The following is a 15297-nucleotide window of genomic DNA, read 5'->3' as shown; positions in this document are numbered from 1 at the left end:
CTCCCCGCCAGTTGCCTCCGCCCCGACCGACAGCGACACCATCATCGCCCTGATCGAAAAGCTGGCCGCGCTCAAGGCCAACGGCATCCTCACCGACGCCGAATTCGAGACCAAGAAGGCCGAGCTACTGGCCCGCCTCTGATGCCCCAGTCCATCGCCCATATCGCCCTCGTTGTGCGCGATTACGACGAGGCCATCGCCTTCTACGTCGACACCCTCGGATTCGAGCTGGTCGAAGACAGCTACCAGCCCGAACAGGACAAGCGCTGGGTGGTGGTCCGCCCCAAGGGCGGCCAAACCTCGATCCTGCTCGCCCGCGCCGCCTCGCCCGTTCAGGAGGAAGCCATCGGCAACCAATCCGGCGGTCGGGTGTTCCTGTTCCTGCGCACCGATGACTTCTGGCGCGACTACCGCGCCATGGTGGCCAAGGGCGTGGCATTCCACCGCCCGCCCGTCGAGGCCCCCTACGGCACCGTCGCCGTGTTCAAGGATCTCTACGGCACACTCTGGGATCTCGTGCAATTCACCGACGGGCGCGCCTGATCATTGCCGGCTCCTCCGCCGCGCCGCGCCGTCCTCACCCCGGTTGGGCCGGACGAACCGCAGGTACTTCACGCGTTCCTACCCACCAAACCACTGCTGCCAGAGCTTCGCTGCCCAGAACATCAGCGACAGGGTAAAGAGCATCACCCCCAGCCCCACGCGGTCCCGCGCAGCGAAGACGATGGGGTCGTAATCCATCTTGCCCTGCCAGCCGAGGCGCACCATGCGGATCAGCCAATGCGCGAGGAAGGGCATGGCGGCCCAGAGCAGCCAGCGGTCGGGGTAGAGCGCCTTGGCCTGGGGCGAGAGCGTGTAGATGAAGAAGATCAGCAGCGCCCCGAACACGCCGATGCCTGCCACGTTCAGCAGGTCATGCCTGTCAGGGCGGCCATAGCCCCGTCCCGGCAGGCGTTCGTCCCCTTCCGCCTTGGCCAGCTCGGTGATCCGCTTCACGCAGCCCAGCGTGATGAACACCGGGAAGACAAAGACGAGCATCGCCGTGGTAATCGCCACCTCGCCCGCCGCCGCGCCCGCGATGACGCGAATGGTGTAAAGCGAGGCCAGCACCACGATATCCACCCAGCGCATCCGCTTGAGCTTCAGCGAATAGGCCAGCGAGGTGGCGATGTAGAGCACCACGATCCCGAAAAAGGCCCAGTTTAGCGCGGCGGCGAGGATCAGGGCCGATAGCCCCAGCCCAACGCCCACGATCATCCCCGCCCCTATCGGAACCGTGCCCGCCGCAAAGGGGCGGCGGCACTTGGTGGGGTGCAGCCTGTCAGCCTCGAGGTCGAGCAGATCGTTGACGATGTAGATCGACGAGGCGGCAGCGGAGAAGGCCAGTATGCCCAGCAGCACCGGCAGCAACACGCCCCATGAAAACTCATGCGCGGCGACCATCGGCAGAAGCAGCAGCACGTTCTTCACCCATTGGTGCGGCCGCAGCGCCTTCACCAGGTCCGCCAGCTTCCAGCCGCCCTCATAGGTCACCACGTTGCGGCCCCTGGCCGCGAGCCGCGCCGCCACAGCGGGCTGCTCGCCCACCATGATGACATTCTCGGCGTGGTCCCACACCTTCGCATCAACCGGCGCATTGCCCGCGTAGTCGAACCCCTTCTCGCCGTAGGCCTCCACCAGCGCGCCCGCCTTGGCGGCGCCCTTCAGGTTCACCTCTTCCGTCGAGCCGAAGATGCGCGACGAGAAGCCATGATCGGTGGCCACCTTCCGCACCAGCGCCTCGTTGGAGGCGGACGCCAGCACCACCTCGCGCCCGGCGGCGGAAGACTCCGCGGCCAGCGCCCTGATGTCGGCATTCACCGGCATCAGGTCAGTCCGCAGGGGCGCAATCGCCGCAAGCCCCGCCTTCAGCTTCTCGGGCCGCCGGAAATGCGCAAAACTCAGCGCCAGAGTCCGCAGCGGATCACGCGCCAGCGCAGCCCAGAAGTTCTCCAGCAGCAGGTCGGTTTTCAGAAAGGTGCCGTCGACATCCAGCACCAGCGGCTTGGCGTCGCTCACCCTGCTTACCCCCCGGCAAAAACGCAGCCGTCACTCACCAGTTGCGGCGGGGTGAGGCACAGGCCCCGCGCCACCGTCCACGCGGCAAGCACCTTGGGCACGTAATCGCGCGTCTCCGCATAGGGCGGCACGCCGTTGTTCTTCTTCACCGCGCCCTCCCCCGCATTATACCCGGCCAGCACCAGCAGCGGATCGCGGTCGAACTCCTTCATCAGCCAGTCGAGATAGGCCACGCCGCCCTTTATGTTCTGCACAGGGTCGGTGCTGTCTTCCACGCCGAAGCGGGCGGCCGTATCGGGCATGAGCTGCATCAGCCCCTGCGCCCCCGCGCTGCTCACGGCCTCTACCTTCCCGGAACTCTCGATTCCGATAACGGCGAGCACCAGCGCGGGCGACACATCGGTGCCGATCGTCGCCTTGAGAATCTCAGCCCCGTATTTGTCCGAGATCTTCTTCATGTGCGACAGGCGCGGCGCCTTCACCGTCTGGCCCTCGGGGCCGTTGGTGAGCATCTGCACCGCCGCATTCAGCCGCCCGGGCGCCTTGTCGGCAAGATCCGGCGAAATCTGGGTCCAGAACCAGCCATAGGTAGGCGCATCCGGCAGCGCCGTCGGCGCGATGCTCGCCGTCACCACCTCGCCCTCGCCTTCCTTCGCCACCGCGGGCTCTGCCTTGGTCTTGGCCGAGGGCTTCGGGAGCGCGGCTATATACTCAGCCTGTTCCTTGGGGTCGATCTGCACGGTAATACGCTTGCCGGGCAGCCCCTTGCCCGCTTTCACGCGCTTGAAGGTGAAATCGGGGTAGGTGCCCTTGGTCTCCGCCTCTGCCGTCCCGCAGAGGCAAACCCCCGCCAGGGCCAGCGCGGCCACAACTTGATGACGCATGTTTCGCGCCTTTCCTGCTCAATGATCGTTTATCGTTTTGCCAGAGCCTCGCAAAAACCCGGCCCCAAAGCCAGCGGGCACGAAACAAAGGTGGAAACACGCGGTGATTTTGCCGCAGTCCACCCGCAATCAAATCCTAGAAACGACGCTGTAAAAAGTTTTTATCGTTTAACAACAGCATCTTAACCTGAATACATCCACTTTTAACCATCGCTCGAAAATTGTACGACCCGCGCCAAATTCATGCCCCATTCCACCGGCTTATTAGCATCCATACCGAGACGGGGATCGGGCCAATTCAGAGGCCGGTCCGAGATGATCCGCCAAGGTAACACACTGGAAACGAGCGAAATCCTTGGAGGGATACACCATGAAACTGTTCAACATGTTCAAGAACTTCCGCAACGACGAAGACGGTGCCGTCACCGTTGACTGGGTTGTGCTGACCGCCGCCATCGTGGGCCTCGGCATTGCCGTTCTCGCCTCCGTCTCGAACGGCGTGACCTCGCTGGCCGGCAAGATCTCCAGCAACCTGGAAGGTCAGACCATCGCGACCTACTAAGTCGCGGCGTCTAGCCCAAAAAGAGCCGCGTCTCCCTGGAGGCGCGGTTTTTTGTTGTCTGCACGCCAGGGCGGGCCGCCAATGGCGGCGTGTTTCGTTCAGGCGTCCCGCCAGCCCCGCCTTGCACCTACTGTTTCTTTAGCCATTACGTCATTTCACCATCTTACCCCGCGCCCAACACGTTGCCGCCGCAATTGGGAATGAGAAATGCAGGGGTAACCACAAGATCGTCGGCATGGGGAGCCGGCCCAAACCGGAGAAGACACATGGAAAAGATGCTTTCCAAATTTCTGCGCGAGGATGATGGCGCAGTGACCGTCGACTGGGTTGTGCTGACAGCCGCCATCGTGGGCCTCGGCATCGCCGTCGCCACCGTTGTCGGCCAGGGCGCGATGAGCCACTCGACAAGCCTCGGCAACTACGTCAGCGCGATGTCCATCGCCAGTTACTGAGTGCCGCAGCGCCAGAACGGCGCTGGCACATCCAGAAGAGACAATGACACGCCGGCCCTGGGCCGGCGTTTCCTTTTGACCAACATTTCTTCTCGCCGCCGTGGCCATGCCGCGTTCTTGCCAAAATTCTCGAGGAAACAGGGAGCACGAGCAAGTTTGACTCGCGGGCGGCGCGTGGGGCTCTACCGCCTTTCCCCCGACCCGTGGCAAGTGAGAAAGGAAAGACCATGCGTTTGGTTTTCGGACTGGTCCTGATCATCGGGGTCGCACTGGCAGGTTTCGCGGTCTACATGGCGCAGGGCTACCTCGCCAAAACCACCGCCGAACGGAACGCGCTGATCGCGGCGCAACAAAAGGCGAAGCCCACGGTCAACCTGATCGTGGTGAAGAAAGACAAGGCCTACGGCGAAACCATCCTGCCCGAAGACGTGGTTGCAATCCGCTGGCAGAAAGACAGCCTCCCCGAGGGCCACTATCTCGAGATGGAAGATCTCTTCCCCGCCGGGAAAGATCCGCGCACCGTCATCACCGCGATGAACAAGTTCGAGCCCGTGCTGAAGAGCAAGGTCACCGAGCCGGGCGAGGATGCAGGCATCACCTCCCGCCTTGGCAAGGGCATGCGGGCCTTCGCCATCAAGGTCGACCGGACCTCCGGTGTGTCGGGCTTCCTGCGCCCCGGTGACAGGGTCGACGTTTATTGGACAGGCGGCATCGAGGGCCGTGAGGTCACCAAGCTGATCGAGGCCGGCATCCGCCTCATCGCCGTCGACCAGACCTACGACGAAGGCCACCAGAGCCCGTCCATCGCCCGCACCGTCACCGTCGCCATCTCGCCCGATCAGGTCGCTGCGCTGGCCCAGGCCCAAAGCACCGGCCGCCTGTCGCTCTCACTTGTTGGTGCAGAAGACGAGACCGTGGCCGAAGGCGTCGAAGTCGACCAGAAGCGCCTCCTGGGGATCCAGGAGAAAGAGGTGCGCAAGGTCGAGGTCGAGAAGATCTGCACCACCAAGGTCCGCAAAGGGGCCGAGGTTATCGAGCAGCCAATCCCCTGCACCAACTGAGCAGAGCGGCACGCTCACAGACGGCAATCTCACTTGCAAAAGGCCCGGCCCTCCCCACGAGGCGCCGGGCCTTTCCCTTGGGGCATCACGGCGCCCGAGGCCAATCCGCCGTGCCTGCGCCGGCCCATCCGGAGAGCCGCGCTGCCTGACGGTCTGGGTGCCGCTATCCCTAGGGGCAGGGTCCGGCGTTTGCCGCTACAAGTTGCGTTCTGTTGCTGTGAAACTACATAAACGAATCGCCGCAACACATTGATTATTGCAAAAAAACACAAGGCCACTCAGGATGTGGCCACCACAAGTGGGCCATAAGGCTCCATTCAAACGAAGTGACTATAGAGGCAGGGTCACATGAAACTTAGATCGCTTATGGCGGCGGGCCTGCTGGGCCTTGCTGCTTTCATTCCCCATATCGAAGGCGCAGCCGCCCAGACCCTCCGGGTCATGGCCGGGTCGGCGTCCTCCAGCCTGAAGGTTCCGATGAATCGGGCCGTCGTCGTCGAGAGCGACGAGGCCTTTGCGGAGCTTTCCATCGCAAACCCCGGCATCGCGGATATCTCCACGCTGTCGGAGCGCACCATCTACGTGCTCGGCAAGGCACCGGGCCGCACGACGCTCACGCTGCTGGCGCCCGATGGCTCGCTCATCACCAACGTCGAAGTGCAGGTCACCCCGGATATCTCCGAGCTGAAAGAACGCCTGCGTGAAGTGCTCCCCGGTGAACACATCGAGGTGCGCCCGGCCAATGACGGCCTGATCCTTTCGGGCATCGTCAGCTCGGCCGCGTCGCTCGACCGCGCGCTCGACCTCGCCCAGCGCTATGCGCCGCAGCGGGTGTCCAACCTGATGACGGTCGGCGGCAGCCAGCAGGTGATGCTGAAAGTCCGCTTCGCCGAGATGAACCGCTCGGTCTCCAAGTCGCTCTCCGCGTCCGTGGGTGTCAACGGCATCTCCGGCGGCGGTGACTTCGGCACTGTCGGCGGCTCGGGCACCTACATCGACGGCAACAACCTCAGCAACCTGTTCGACGGCGACAGCTCCACCAACATCACCCGCTCGGGTGAGAGCACCGGAGCCATCTCCTTCGGCTTCGGCGGCTCCAATGTCGAGCTGGCGATCCTGCTGGAAGCGCTCGAAACCCGCGGCTTCATCCGCACCCTGGCAGAGCCCAACCTCACCGCGCTCAGCGGCCAGAACGCCGAATTCCTCGCCGGTGGCGAGTATCCGGTGCCCGTGGCCAACGACAACGGCTCGGTGACGGTGGACTTCAAGCCCTTCGGCATACTGCTCAACTTCACGCCCCGCGTGATCGGCAAGAACATCAACCTGCGCCTGACGGCAGAGGTTTCGGGCGTCGACACCACCATCGGCTTCACCGATGCGGGCTTCACCGTGAACGGCTTCCGCACCCGGTCGACCTCGACCACCGTGGAAATGCGGGACGGCGAGAGCTTCGCCATCGCGGGCCTCCTGCAGGACGACTTCACCGACGGCATCTCCAAGGTGCCATGGCTCGGTGACATCCCGATCCTGGGCACGCTGTTCCGCTCCGCCGACTACCAGCGCAACCAGTCCGAGCTCGTCATCATCGTGTCGGCTCACCTGGTGTCGCCCACCACCGGCGAAGCCCTCGCGCTGCCGACCGACCGTGTCCGCCCGCCCACAGAGCGCGAGCTCTTCCTCGGCGGTCTCGATGCGGCCCCCGCTGGCGCAGGCTCCACCCGGGCCTCCACCAAGGGCGGCGCAGGTGAGGTTGCCCGGCAGGACTTCTCCGGTTCCTACGGCTACGTGATGGAGTGAAGACCATGAAAAAGGCACTTACCTTCGGCATCCTCTCCACCGCGATCGCAGTGGCCGGGTGCACCAACTCCGGCCAGGTGGTCGGCAGCGATCTCGACATCGGCGGCTTCGGCAATGCGACGATGAACAACCATCTGGTTCACACCGGTCAGCTCAACGCGGCCATCGAACTCAGCCGGAAGTTCGCCGCCGAGGCGCCCACGACGATCACCTTCGCCTTCAACTCCGCCGCGCTCGATGCAGCTGCACGCGCCGCGCTGGACAAGCAGGCCGCCTGGATCGCCAACTACCCGACCGTGCGCTTCCGCGTCTACGGCCACACCGACCTGGTGGGCTCTGCGGGCTACAACAAGGCCCTCGGCCTGCGCCGGGCCCGCGCCGCGGTCAACTACCTCGTGTCGCGCGGCATCTCCCGCTCCCGGCTCGAGGCGGTGGTCTCCTACGGCGAAACCCAGCCGCTCGTTCACACCCAGACCCGCGAGCGCCGCAACCGCCGCACGGTCACCGAGGTGTCGGGCTTCCTGGGCAAGCGCCAGCAGTATCAGGACGGCAAATACGCGCTGTTCTCCTACAGCGAGACGATCACCTCCGCGACCGAGCCGCACGAGCTGGTCATCATCGACGAAGGGGGCGACGCCGAAGAGCGCTAAACCCGGGCCGGGTCTTTCCCCTGCCCTGCCTCTCACAGCGGCAGGGGGCCCAATCCGAACACCAGAACGCGCGCCGCACCCCGGCGCGCGTTTCTCGTTTCAGGGTCTTTCGTTTCCGCCTGCGCAACAAAAACTGTGGAGAAGTCGAGCGATTGTTCCGCAGACCAGAAACAACAGCCTTCCAAGGGGTTAATCCCCCGGCAGATACCAAACAATTTCGGTTTTTCAGCCGCAATCTTGCCCAACTTCACGGGCATCAACACTTCATTGGGAGCAGTGCGCGTATACCGACTCGCGCAGGCGCCCGGGCCAAAGGGGGCGGTTGCCGGCAAAATGCGCTTCTCCCCTTCCGCGGTTTACCGGGTGTCGTTGCTAGAAAAGGACGTGAGGCAATGACGATGACAGCAGTTTTGCAGCCAGAACCGGCGCCAATCACTGCGTGCACCGTGTCGCGTGATGTGCAGAACTTCGATCTGCTCATCGAAGACATGGAAACCGAGCTTGGCGAAAGCTGGGGCGATCTCGGCTTTTCCGATGCCTACTCTTTTCTCGATCAGGAGGAAGCCAAGGATCTCGAATTCTTCGCCATCGCGCTCGACAGCAAGGATGAAGGCTCCCTCCCCGAAATCACCGCACTCATCACCAAGGCGCGCGACAACGGCGTTAAGGTCATCGTCATCGCCGAAGACGTCAGCCCCATCGTCCTGCACCAGCTGCTGCACGGCGGTGCGGATGATTTCGTGCCCTACCCGCTCCCCGAGAGCGCCCTGCACGATGCCATCGAGCGTCTGCGCAAGCCCGAGCCAGCACCGGCTCCGATGCAAATGCAAGCCCCCGGCCAGGCCGGCGTGCCCACCGTCTACACCGCGAGCGATCGCAACGGCGTTGTGCTGGCCGTGCACGGCATGGCAGGCGGCACCGGCTCCACCACCTTCGCCGTCAACCTCGCCTACGAGCTGGCCACGCTCGACAAGGTCACCAACACCCGCGTCTGCCTGCTGGACCTCGATTTCCAGTTCGGCTCCGCCGCCACCTATCTGGACCTCGACCGCAAGGAAGCGGTCTACGAGCTTCTGAGCGACACCGCTTCAATGGATAGCGCGGCCTTCATCGCCGCGCTTCAGAACTACAAAGACAAGATCCAGGTTCTGACCGCCCCCGCCGAGATGCTCCCGCTCGATATCGTGGCGCCGGAAGATATCTCCGCCGTCATCGACGTGGCCCGCTACAACTTCGATTTCGTCGTGATCGACATGCCAAGCACCGTCTGCGCATGGACCGAGACGGTGCTGGAGGCTGCGCAGGTTTACTTCGCCACCATCGAGCTCGATATGCGCTCGGCCCAGAACGTGATGCGGATGATCCGGGCGCTGAAATCCGAGGATCTGCCCGCCGAGAAGCTGCGCTTCGCACTCAACCGCTCGCCCAAGTTCACCGACCTTTCCGGCAAGGCCCGCGTCAAGCGAATGGCCGAGGGGCTCGACATCGACATCGAGCTGATGCTGGCCAATGGCGCCAAGCAGGTCAGCGACAGTGCCGATCACGGCCAGCCGCTTGGCGAATTCGCCCCCAAGAACGCATTCCGCCGCGACGTCCAGAAACTCGCCCACTCCATGCTCGACCTCGTGAAAGTCGAACAGGAAGCCGGCTGATCGCATAGCCCTGAAGGATTACGCCCATGTTCTCGCGCTACAAGAAACAGGCCGCCCCGGACGCCGCAAACCAGGCCGCGCCTGCGGCAGCAGCCGCGCCTGCGGCAGCAGCCGCGCCCAAGGCCAAGATTCAGCGCGCCGCGATTGCGCCGCAGAAACCGGGCAAGGTCTCGGCCGTGGCCACGCCCGAGGACAAGGAAAAGAAGCGCAAAGAGCGGATCTCCGAGATCAAGGTCGAGCTGCACAAGGCGCTGCTCGACAACCTCAACCTCGCCGCTCTCGAAACCGCCACCGAGAGCGACCTGAAAGCCGAGATCGTCGCAATCTCCGCCGAAACGCTCGAGCAGATGGGCGTTGTGCTGAACAAGGAAGAGCGCGCGACCCTGCACCAGGATCTCTACGACGAGGTCACCGGCCTCGGCCCGCTGGAGCCGCTGCTCAAAGATGACGACGTGAACGATATTCTCGTGAACGGCCCCAAGCAGATCTTCATTGAACGGGCGGGCAAGCTTATGCTGTCCGACATCACGTTCAAGGATGAAAAGCACCTGCTGCGGATCATCGACAAGATCGTGTCCGCCGTGGGTCGCCGCGTCGATGAAAGCAACCCCTACGTCGATGCCCGTCTGCAGGACGGCTCGCGTTTCAACGCCATGGTCCCGCCGATCGCGGTGGACGGCAGCCTCGTCTCCATTCGTAAGTTCAAGAAGGAGAAGCTGGCGATTGACGATCTCGTCAAGTTCGGCGCCTTCACCGAGGAGATGGCCGCCTATCTCCAGGCCGCCGTCGCCTGCCGCCTCAATGTCATCGTCTCCGGCGGTACGGGCTCGGGCAAGACCACCACGCTCAACGCGCTGTCGTCCTTCATCGACGACAGCGAGCGCATCCTCACAATCGAGGACACCGCCGAACTTCAGCTCCAGCAAACCCACGTGGGCCGGATGGAAAGCCGCCCGGCCAACGTCGAGGGCAAGGGCGCGGTGAGCCAGCGCGACTGTCTGCGCAACGCCCTGCGGATGCGCCCCGACCGCATCATCGTGGGTGAGACCCGCGGCGAGGAGGTGATCGACATGCTCCAGGCCATGAACACCGGCCACGACGGTTCGATGACCACGATCCACGCCAACTCCGCCCGCGACGGCGTCTCCCGCCTTGAAAACATGATCGCCATGGCCGGTATCGAAATGCCGCTGAAGGCGGTGCGCTCGCAGATCTCCTCGGCTGTGAACCTCATCGTGCAGGCCTCGCGCCTGCAAGACGGCTCCCGCCGCATGGTCTCGATCACCGAGATCACCGGCATGGAAGGCGAGGTGATCTCGATGCAGGAGATCTTCCGCTACGAGCGCCTCGGGCTGGCGTCTGACGGCAAGATCATCGGTCGCTTCAACGCCACCGGCGTCCGCTCCGCCTATTCCGACCGGTTCAAGTCCTGGGGCTACGACCTCCCGGCGACGATCTTCGAACCCATCGCCGCGCAGTAAGGGGGAGCGCAGCACATGCAAATCTCAGCAGAACCGCTCATCTACGGCCTGATCTTCGTGGCCGTGATCGTGCTGGTCGAAGGCATCTACCTGGTGGTCTTCGGCAAGTCGATCTCGCTCAACAGCAAGGTCAACCGCCGCCTCGACATGATGGAGAAGGGCGGCAACCGCGAAGAGGTGCTCGAACAGCTCCGCAAGGAAATGAAGCAGCACATGTCGACCAAGAGCATCCCGCTCTACTCGATCCTCGCCAACAAGGCCCAGAAGGCCAACATCGCCTTCTCCCCCGGAACGCTGGTTCTGATCATGCTGGGCCTCTCCGTGGTCGCCTTCGGCGCGCTCTCGGTCGCCTCCTCCGCCGGCATCGGCGTGCGCCTCATCGTCTCGCTGGTGATGGGCATCGGCGGCGTCTACACTTGGGTCAACCGCAAGGCCAAGAAGCGCCTCGGCCTGGTCGAAGAGCAACTGCCCGACGCGGTCGAGCTGATGGTCCGGAGCCTGCGCGTGGGCCACCCCTTCTCCTCCGCGGTCAACATCGTCGCCAAGGAAGTCCCCGATCCGCTCGGCTCCGAATTCGGCGTCATCGCCGACGAGGCCGCCTATGGCCGCGACATGTCTGAATCGCTGAAAGACCTGGCCGAACGGATGGACATGCAGGATCTGCGCTTCCTCGCCGTCGCCGTGACCATCCAGCAGCAGTCGGGCGGCAACCTCGCCGAAATCCTCGAAGGCCTCGGCAAGGTGATCCGCTCGCGCTTCAAGCTGTTCCGCCGGGTCAAGGCGATCACCGCCGAAGCCAAGTGGTCCGGCATGTTCCTGTCGATGTTCCCGATCCTCGCGATCGTCATGATCAACGTCATCAAGCCCGACTACTACGATGAGGTGAAGGACACCGCCGCCTTCATTCCCGCCTGCCTGGTCGTGGGCACCTTTCTCACCGTCAACGTGATCTTCATGAAGATCATGGTGAACATCAAAGTCTGAGGCCGCACGCATGGAACTCCTCCAAAACGCCAACGAATGGCTCGTCGCCACCTTCGGCGAGCTCGGCCCCCTCTACGCCATCGGCGCGCTCGGGCTGGTGCTCGTGCTGCTCACCCTGCCCTCCTTCCTCAAGCGGCAGGCCGACCCGATGGACAAGCTCAAGGGCACCGGCGGCACCCGCGCGGCCCGGACCGAGGTCGATGGCAAGGGCGCCAGGCTGCGCACCAAGGACAAGAACGCCGAGAAACTCGACAAGTTCGCCACCTTCCTCGAACCCCAGGGCGAGGAAGAGATGGGCGCCGCCAAGCTGCGGATGATGCAGGCCGGCTACCGCGGCAAGAACGCGGTGCGGATGTATCACTTCATCCAGTTCGCCCTCGGCATCGGCATGCTGCTCGTCGGCCTGCTGGCGGCCATCATCAGCTCGGCCAACGGCGACCTCTCGATGCAGCAGATCCTGCTGATGGTGCTGCTGCCCGGCTTCGCCGGCTACTACCTGCCGCGCTACTGGGTGAACAGCCGCCTGAAGAAGCGCCAGGAAGAAATCACCAACGGCTTTCCGGACTCGCTGGATATGATGCTGGTCTGCGTCGAGGCCGGCCAGTCGATGGACCAGGCCATCATCCGCGTCTCCAAGGAGATCGAGCAGGGCTACCCCGCGCTGGCCGAAGAATACGCCATCGTCGCCCACGAGATGAAGGCCGGTAAAGACAAGACCAACGTGCTGAAAGACATGGCAGAGCGCTGCGGGGTGCCAGACATCGCCTCCTTCGTGACGGTGATGATCCAATCCGCCAGCTTCGGCACCTCGATCGCCGACGCGCTCCGCGTCTTCTCCGAGGAGATGCGCGACAAGCGGGTGATGCGCGCCGAAGAAAAGGCCAACGTCCTGCCCACCAAGCTGACGCTCGGCACCATGATGTTCACCGTCCCCCCGCTGATGATCATCCTCATTGGCCCGTCGGTGTATCGGATCTACGAGACGCTGAGCAACGCGACGTTCTTTTGAAGGGGGTGATTGACCATAGGAAGAATGGCAAACAAAAAAACTCGCTTAATCCTCAGAAACCTTCACGAACCATTCATAGTTCTCGGACAAATGCTTCTTTTGCGCCCGTGTGAATCTTCCTCCATCCGGTGCGCGCCACACTTCCCCGTGGTATGGGTTATCTGGGATAGGATGATAACCTACAATTAAGTGAGCCTCACGAATACAGCCCGCAGTGAAACTAACGGCACCAAGAAAAGGGGGCGTCTTAACGAACTCTTCGGCTACCACACCGTCGGCGACCATCAACGCTGGGATGTCAACAGACATACCGCCTTCCGGACCCGAAGAAGCGGCAAACAGTTTTGAAGAAACTCTTTGGCGCCCCAAGTTCTCATCGTAAACTAGATGCTGCTCTGGGTTCACCCTGCGCACGATCAAATCCTCGTCGGAGATATTTGGATCATCGTAAGGCGGCATTTTTGTAATTAAGCACGAAACGCTTGACCCACTTGAGGATGCCGTTGCAAATCATCGACCCAATCAGCGACTAGAGCGAAGTCATTTTGCAACTCTTCTGTCTCTTCAATCTCAAGCCGCTCGTTGAAGCGATATGCTACCACTTCGTTCGGCCCCAGAACATCCAACTCTAGATCAAAGCCGTTTAGGTGCCACTCCAATTGCAACGTACCATCTGAACCTGGAACGAGTTGGGGAGCCGGCAGGGAGTCTATGCAAATTGCCTCAAGCAGGTTTGCTGCAAAGGTTGCACATCCAAAGGAAACTGGCTTACCAGCATATCCATCCCAACCCGACGATAGCGCGGTAACTTCTTCAAAGCGACTTTCCAAGGCCCGCACCCAACTAGAACAGTTACCGACAACGTCGAGGCTCTGAAACGCGTTTGTCTGCCCTGCTCCGCCACCGTCAATAACGGTAAATATACTCCGCCGCTGGAAGGCCGTCGCATCGCTGTTAACATTAGTCATTCTATCTTTCTCCAAGCAATGGAGGCCTTCTGAGTGGTTAGCTCCCCGAATCGTTTTACGATCCTATCCCTAGCGCGCTTTACGAATGCGCCCACACCATCCTGACCAATCTCAGTTGGGCGCCCGCGAACAGTCAACCCTAGTCTTAAGCTCCTTTTCCGAGTATCTCGCCGGAGCACCGTAGATAATTCGACGTGGAGCCGCGCGAACGGTGCACTCTTGGTTTCATCACGAATTACCTCAGAAAAGCTGGCCGCAACTGTTTCTATATCTTGATTCTCAAAAGATAAGAACCTCAGCCAATCGCCAGCTTCTGCGAGGTTCTCCATATCTATTATATTGATATAAGAAACTTCTGCCTGATTATACTTGAGCTTCTGCCCCCTGGTCTGAGATACGTATTCATCCAATAGGCTGAGGTTCTTTAAAAACACTGCTGAAGTACCGGAAAATCTCGGATACTCTGCACCATTGGTACCGCGCCGCCAATTCAATAAGAACCTATCCTCTTGAAACTGAACCAAGTGGTTACCCTCGTTAGACAGAAACCACATTCTACTTCGAAGAGGGGCCCGCTCTAGGCTAATGCGAGGGAGAACAGCTCCGCCGGGATCTCGACCGAATACTTCAAACTGTGGCGTCAAGGGGGGCTGTTCTTGAACTAGAGGGAACTCCCCCGAGAAGAGGCTCCTGACAGCACCAATCTCCGCCGAGGTAAAGTCGGGTATCGCTTCAAATTGAACGCCGAGGACCACTTCATCAAGCGGAGGCGACTCATAGTTCGCAGTAGCTGTCTGACTGTTGTTCATTTGCTGAGCATCATCGTGTCCTGCCCATATCTAAGCGAGACCATAGAAGGTTACCAGATCAGTTCAACTCAAGCTTTGCGATTTTCAGTAGAATTGAACGTACACCACCGCCCCATCCCATTAACCATCCGACTATGTCATCCGACATGTGCATCACTTGTGCATGGGTTGTGCATCACTTGTGCTGAGGTGCTGTAATACCCCCCGTTCACCCCCTGCCCCACCGGGCGCCCCTGTCACCTTTTTGCCCCTTTTGCCGCCTGACGGCCGGAAGATGCGGGTATGGTGGTTGCCAGAAAGCCCTGCCCTGCGCATGCTCGCGCGCAACAAGAACATGCAGGCGAGCAGTCACCTGTCACACATTGCACATCTCCCCAAGGCCCTCGCGGCCCTTCTCCTGCTGGCGCTGGCGGCTTGCGGGTCCGACAAGCTTTCCGGGTTGAATCAAGGCACTAAGGCCCCCGCGAGCCGTGGCTACGAAGATCCGGACGGATTGATCGTCGGTCATCGCCTCATGTCCGCCGGCGAGTATGAGCTGGCGCTTTCCGCCTACTATCGCGCGGGCGCTGAACAGGGGTTGACTGTTGATGTATTGAGCGCACTCGGCAGTGCAAATCTCAAGCTCGGCCGTCTCGGGCAGGCCGAGGATCTGCTGCGTCGCGCGGTGAAGAAGGACGAAAAATTTCCCCCTGCCTGGAACAACTTAGGCGTGATCCTGATGGAAAAGGGGAACTACGGAGAGGCCGCAAGGGTGTTCAAGATCGCCTTCGCGCTCGACAGTGGCAATTCGGCCCAGATCAAGAAAAATCTCAACCTCGCCATGGATCGCTCGAAGATCCCCGGCTACGGTGTTGAAGAAGAACAAGAAACCAATTTCGACTTGGTGCGCAGGGGCAGTGGGGAATACCTCCTTCTCAGCACGCCATGAGG

18 protein-coding genes are annotated in these 15297 nt (G+C 61.8%); 12 read left to right on the top strand and 6 right to left on the bottom strand.

Translation table 11 applies throughout. From position 1 onward, the window contains the following. Positions 1-40 precede the first annotated feature (40 nt). A complete protein-coding gene (locus DYI42_RS24195) occupies positions 41-142 on the top strand; it encodes an SHOCT domain-containing protein (RefSeq protein ID WP_342344618.1) in 102 nt (33 codons plus the stop codon). Continuing rightward, positions 142-543, top strand: a complete 402-nt coding sequence (locus DYI42_RS06760) for a VOC family protein (protein WP_213545166.1) — start codon at positions 142-144, stop codon at positions 541-543. Before DYI42_RS24195 ends, DYI42_RS06760 begins: the two co-directional genes overlap by 1 nt. A gap of 78 nt (positions 544-621) precedes the next feature. On the opposite strand, the gene DYI42_RS06755 is transcribed toward DYI42_RS06760, so the two are convergent. Next, the gene (locus tag DYI42_RS06755; RefSeq protein ID WP_213545165.1) at positions 622-2058 is read right to left on the bottom strand and encodes a UbiA family prenyltransferase; all 1437 of its coding nucleotides are present in this window, start codon (positions 2056-2058) and stop codon (positions 622-624) included. Between the two features lie 5 nt (positions 2059-2063). After that, entirely contained in the window at positions 2064-2942 is an 879-nt protein-coding gene (locus tag DYI42_RS06750; RefSeq protein ID WP_213545164.1) for a lytic transglycosylase domain-containing protein, read from the bottom strand. Between the two features lie 370 nt (positions 2943-3312). Between DYI42_RS06750 and DYI42_RS06745 the strand changes: the two genes are divergently transcribed. The 5 genes from DYI42_RS06745 (at position 3313) to DYI42_RS06725 (ending at position 7464) form a co-directional block, all read left to right on the top strand. Then, entirely contained in the window at positions 3313-3504 is a 192-nt protein-coding gene (locus DYI42_RS06745) for a Flp family type IVb pilin (protein WP_213545163.1), read from the top strand. Positions 3505-3770: 266 nt separating this feature from the next. After that, entirely contained in the window at positions 3771-3956 is a 186-nt protein-coding gene (locus tag DYI42_RS06740; RefSeq protein WP_213545162.1) for a Flp family type IVb pilin, read from the top strand. 227 nt (positions 3957-4183) lie between these two features. Beyond that, complete coding sequence (gene cpaB, locus DYI42_RS06735; protein ID WP_213545161.1) at positions 4184-5017, top strand: Flp pilus assembly protein CpaB; 834 nt, start codon at positions 4184-4186, stop codon at positions 5015-5017. A 348-nt stretch (positions 5018-5365) separates the two neighbouring features. Next, the gene (locus tag DYI42_RS06730; protein WP_213545160.1) at positions 5366-6814 is read left to right on the top strand and encodes a type II and III secretion system protein family protein; all 1449 of its coding nucleotides are present in this window, start codon (positions 5366-5368) and stop codon (positions 6812-6814) included. Positions 6815-6819: 5 nt separating this feature from the next. After that, positions 6820-7464, top strand: coding sequence for an OmpA family protein (locus DYI42_RS06725; protein ID WP_213545159.1), 645 nt, complete (start codon positions 6820-6822; stop codon positions 7462-7464). A 32-nt stretch (positions 7465-7496) separates the two neighbouring features. Here DYI42_RS06725 and DYI42_RS06720 read toward each other — a convergent pair whose 3' ends face one another. Then, positions 7497-7721, bottom strand: a complete 225-nt coding sequence (locus DYI42_RS06720; RefSeq protein WP_213545158.1) for a hypothetical protein — start codon at positions 7719-7721, stop codon at positions 7497-7499. A 135-nt stretch (positions 7722-7856) separates the two neighbouring features. On the opposite strand from DYI42_RS06720, the gene DYI42_RS06715 reads away from it, so the two are divergent. Genes DYI42_RS06715 through DYI42_RS06700 form a run of 4 tightly spaced genes read left to right on the top strand, consistent with a single transcriptional unit; the run spans position 7857 to position 12590 of the window. Next, entirely contained in the window at positions 7857-9116 is a 1260-nt protein-coding gene (locus DYI42_RS06715) for an AAA family ATPase (RefSeq protein ID WP_213545157.1), read from the top strand. A 26-nt stretch (positions 9117-9142) separates the two neighbouring features. Next, on the top strand, positions 9143-10597 hold the full coding sequence (locus tag DYI42_RS06710) for a CpaF family protein (protein WP_213545156.1): 1455 nt from the start codon (positions 9143-9145) through the stop codon (positions 10595-10597). 15 nt (positions 10598-10612) lie between these two features. Beyond that, positions 10613-11581 carry a type II secretion system F family protein gene (locus DYI42_RS06705; RefSeq protein ID WP_213545155.1) on the top strand — a complete coding sequence of 323 codons (969 nt, stop codon included), beginning with the start codon at positions 10613-10615 and terminating at the stop codon, positions 11579-11581. A gap of 10 nt (positions 11582-11591) precedes the next feature. Then, positions 11592-12590: a type II secretion system F family protein gene (locus tag DYI42_RS06700; protein WP_213545154.1), complete on the top strand. Its 999-nt coding sequence runs from the start codon at positions 11592-11594 to the stop codon at positions 12588-12590. 45 nt (positions 12591-12635) lie between these two features. Here the strand turns inward: DYI42_RS06700 and DYI42_RS06695 are convergent, their stop codons facing one another. The 3 genes from DYI42_RS06695 to DYI42_RS06685 are packed head-to-tail and all read right to left on the bottom strand — an operon-like array spanning position 12636 to position 14367. Then, positions 12636-13049, bottom strand: coding sequence for a hypothetical protein (locus tag DYI42_RS06695; RefSeq protein ID WP_213545153.1), 414 nt, complete (start codon positions 13047-13049; stop codon positions 12636-12638). 8 nt (positions 13050-13057) lie between these two features. Beyond that, positions 13058-13558, bottom strand: a complete 501-nt coding sequence (locus tag DYI42_RS06690; RefSeq protein WP_213545152.1) for a hypothetical protein — start codon at positions 13556-13558, stop codon at positions 13058-13060. Beyond that, positions 13555-14367 carry a TIGR04255 family protein gene (locus DYI42_RS06685; protein ID WP_213545151.1) on the bottom strand — a complete coding sequence of 271 codons (813 nt, stop codon included), beginning with the start codon at positions 14365-14367 and terminating at the stop codon, positions 13555-13557. Before DYI42_RS06685 ends, DYI42_RS06690 begins: the two co-directional genes overlap by 4 nt. A gap of 274 nt (positions 14368-14641) precedes the next feature. Between DYI42_RS06685 and DYI42_RS06680 the strand changes: the two genes are divergently transcribed. Continuing rightward, entirely contained in the window at positions 14642-15295 is a 654-nt protein-coding gene (locus DYI42_RS06680) for a tetratricopeptide repeat protein (protein WP_244867643.1), read from the top strand. The last annotated feature ends 2 nt before the right edge of the window (positions 15296-15297 follow it).

The sequence above is a fragment of the Vannielia litorea genome (genome assembly GCF_018424695.1).
GTDB lineage: Bacteria > Pseudomonadota > Alphaproteobacteria > Rhodobacterales > Rhodobacteraceae > Vannielia > Vannielia litorea_A.
This window is presented reverse-complemented; position numbering and strand designations above follow the sequence as displayed.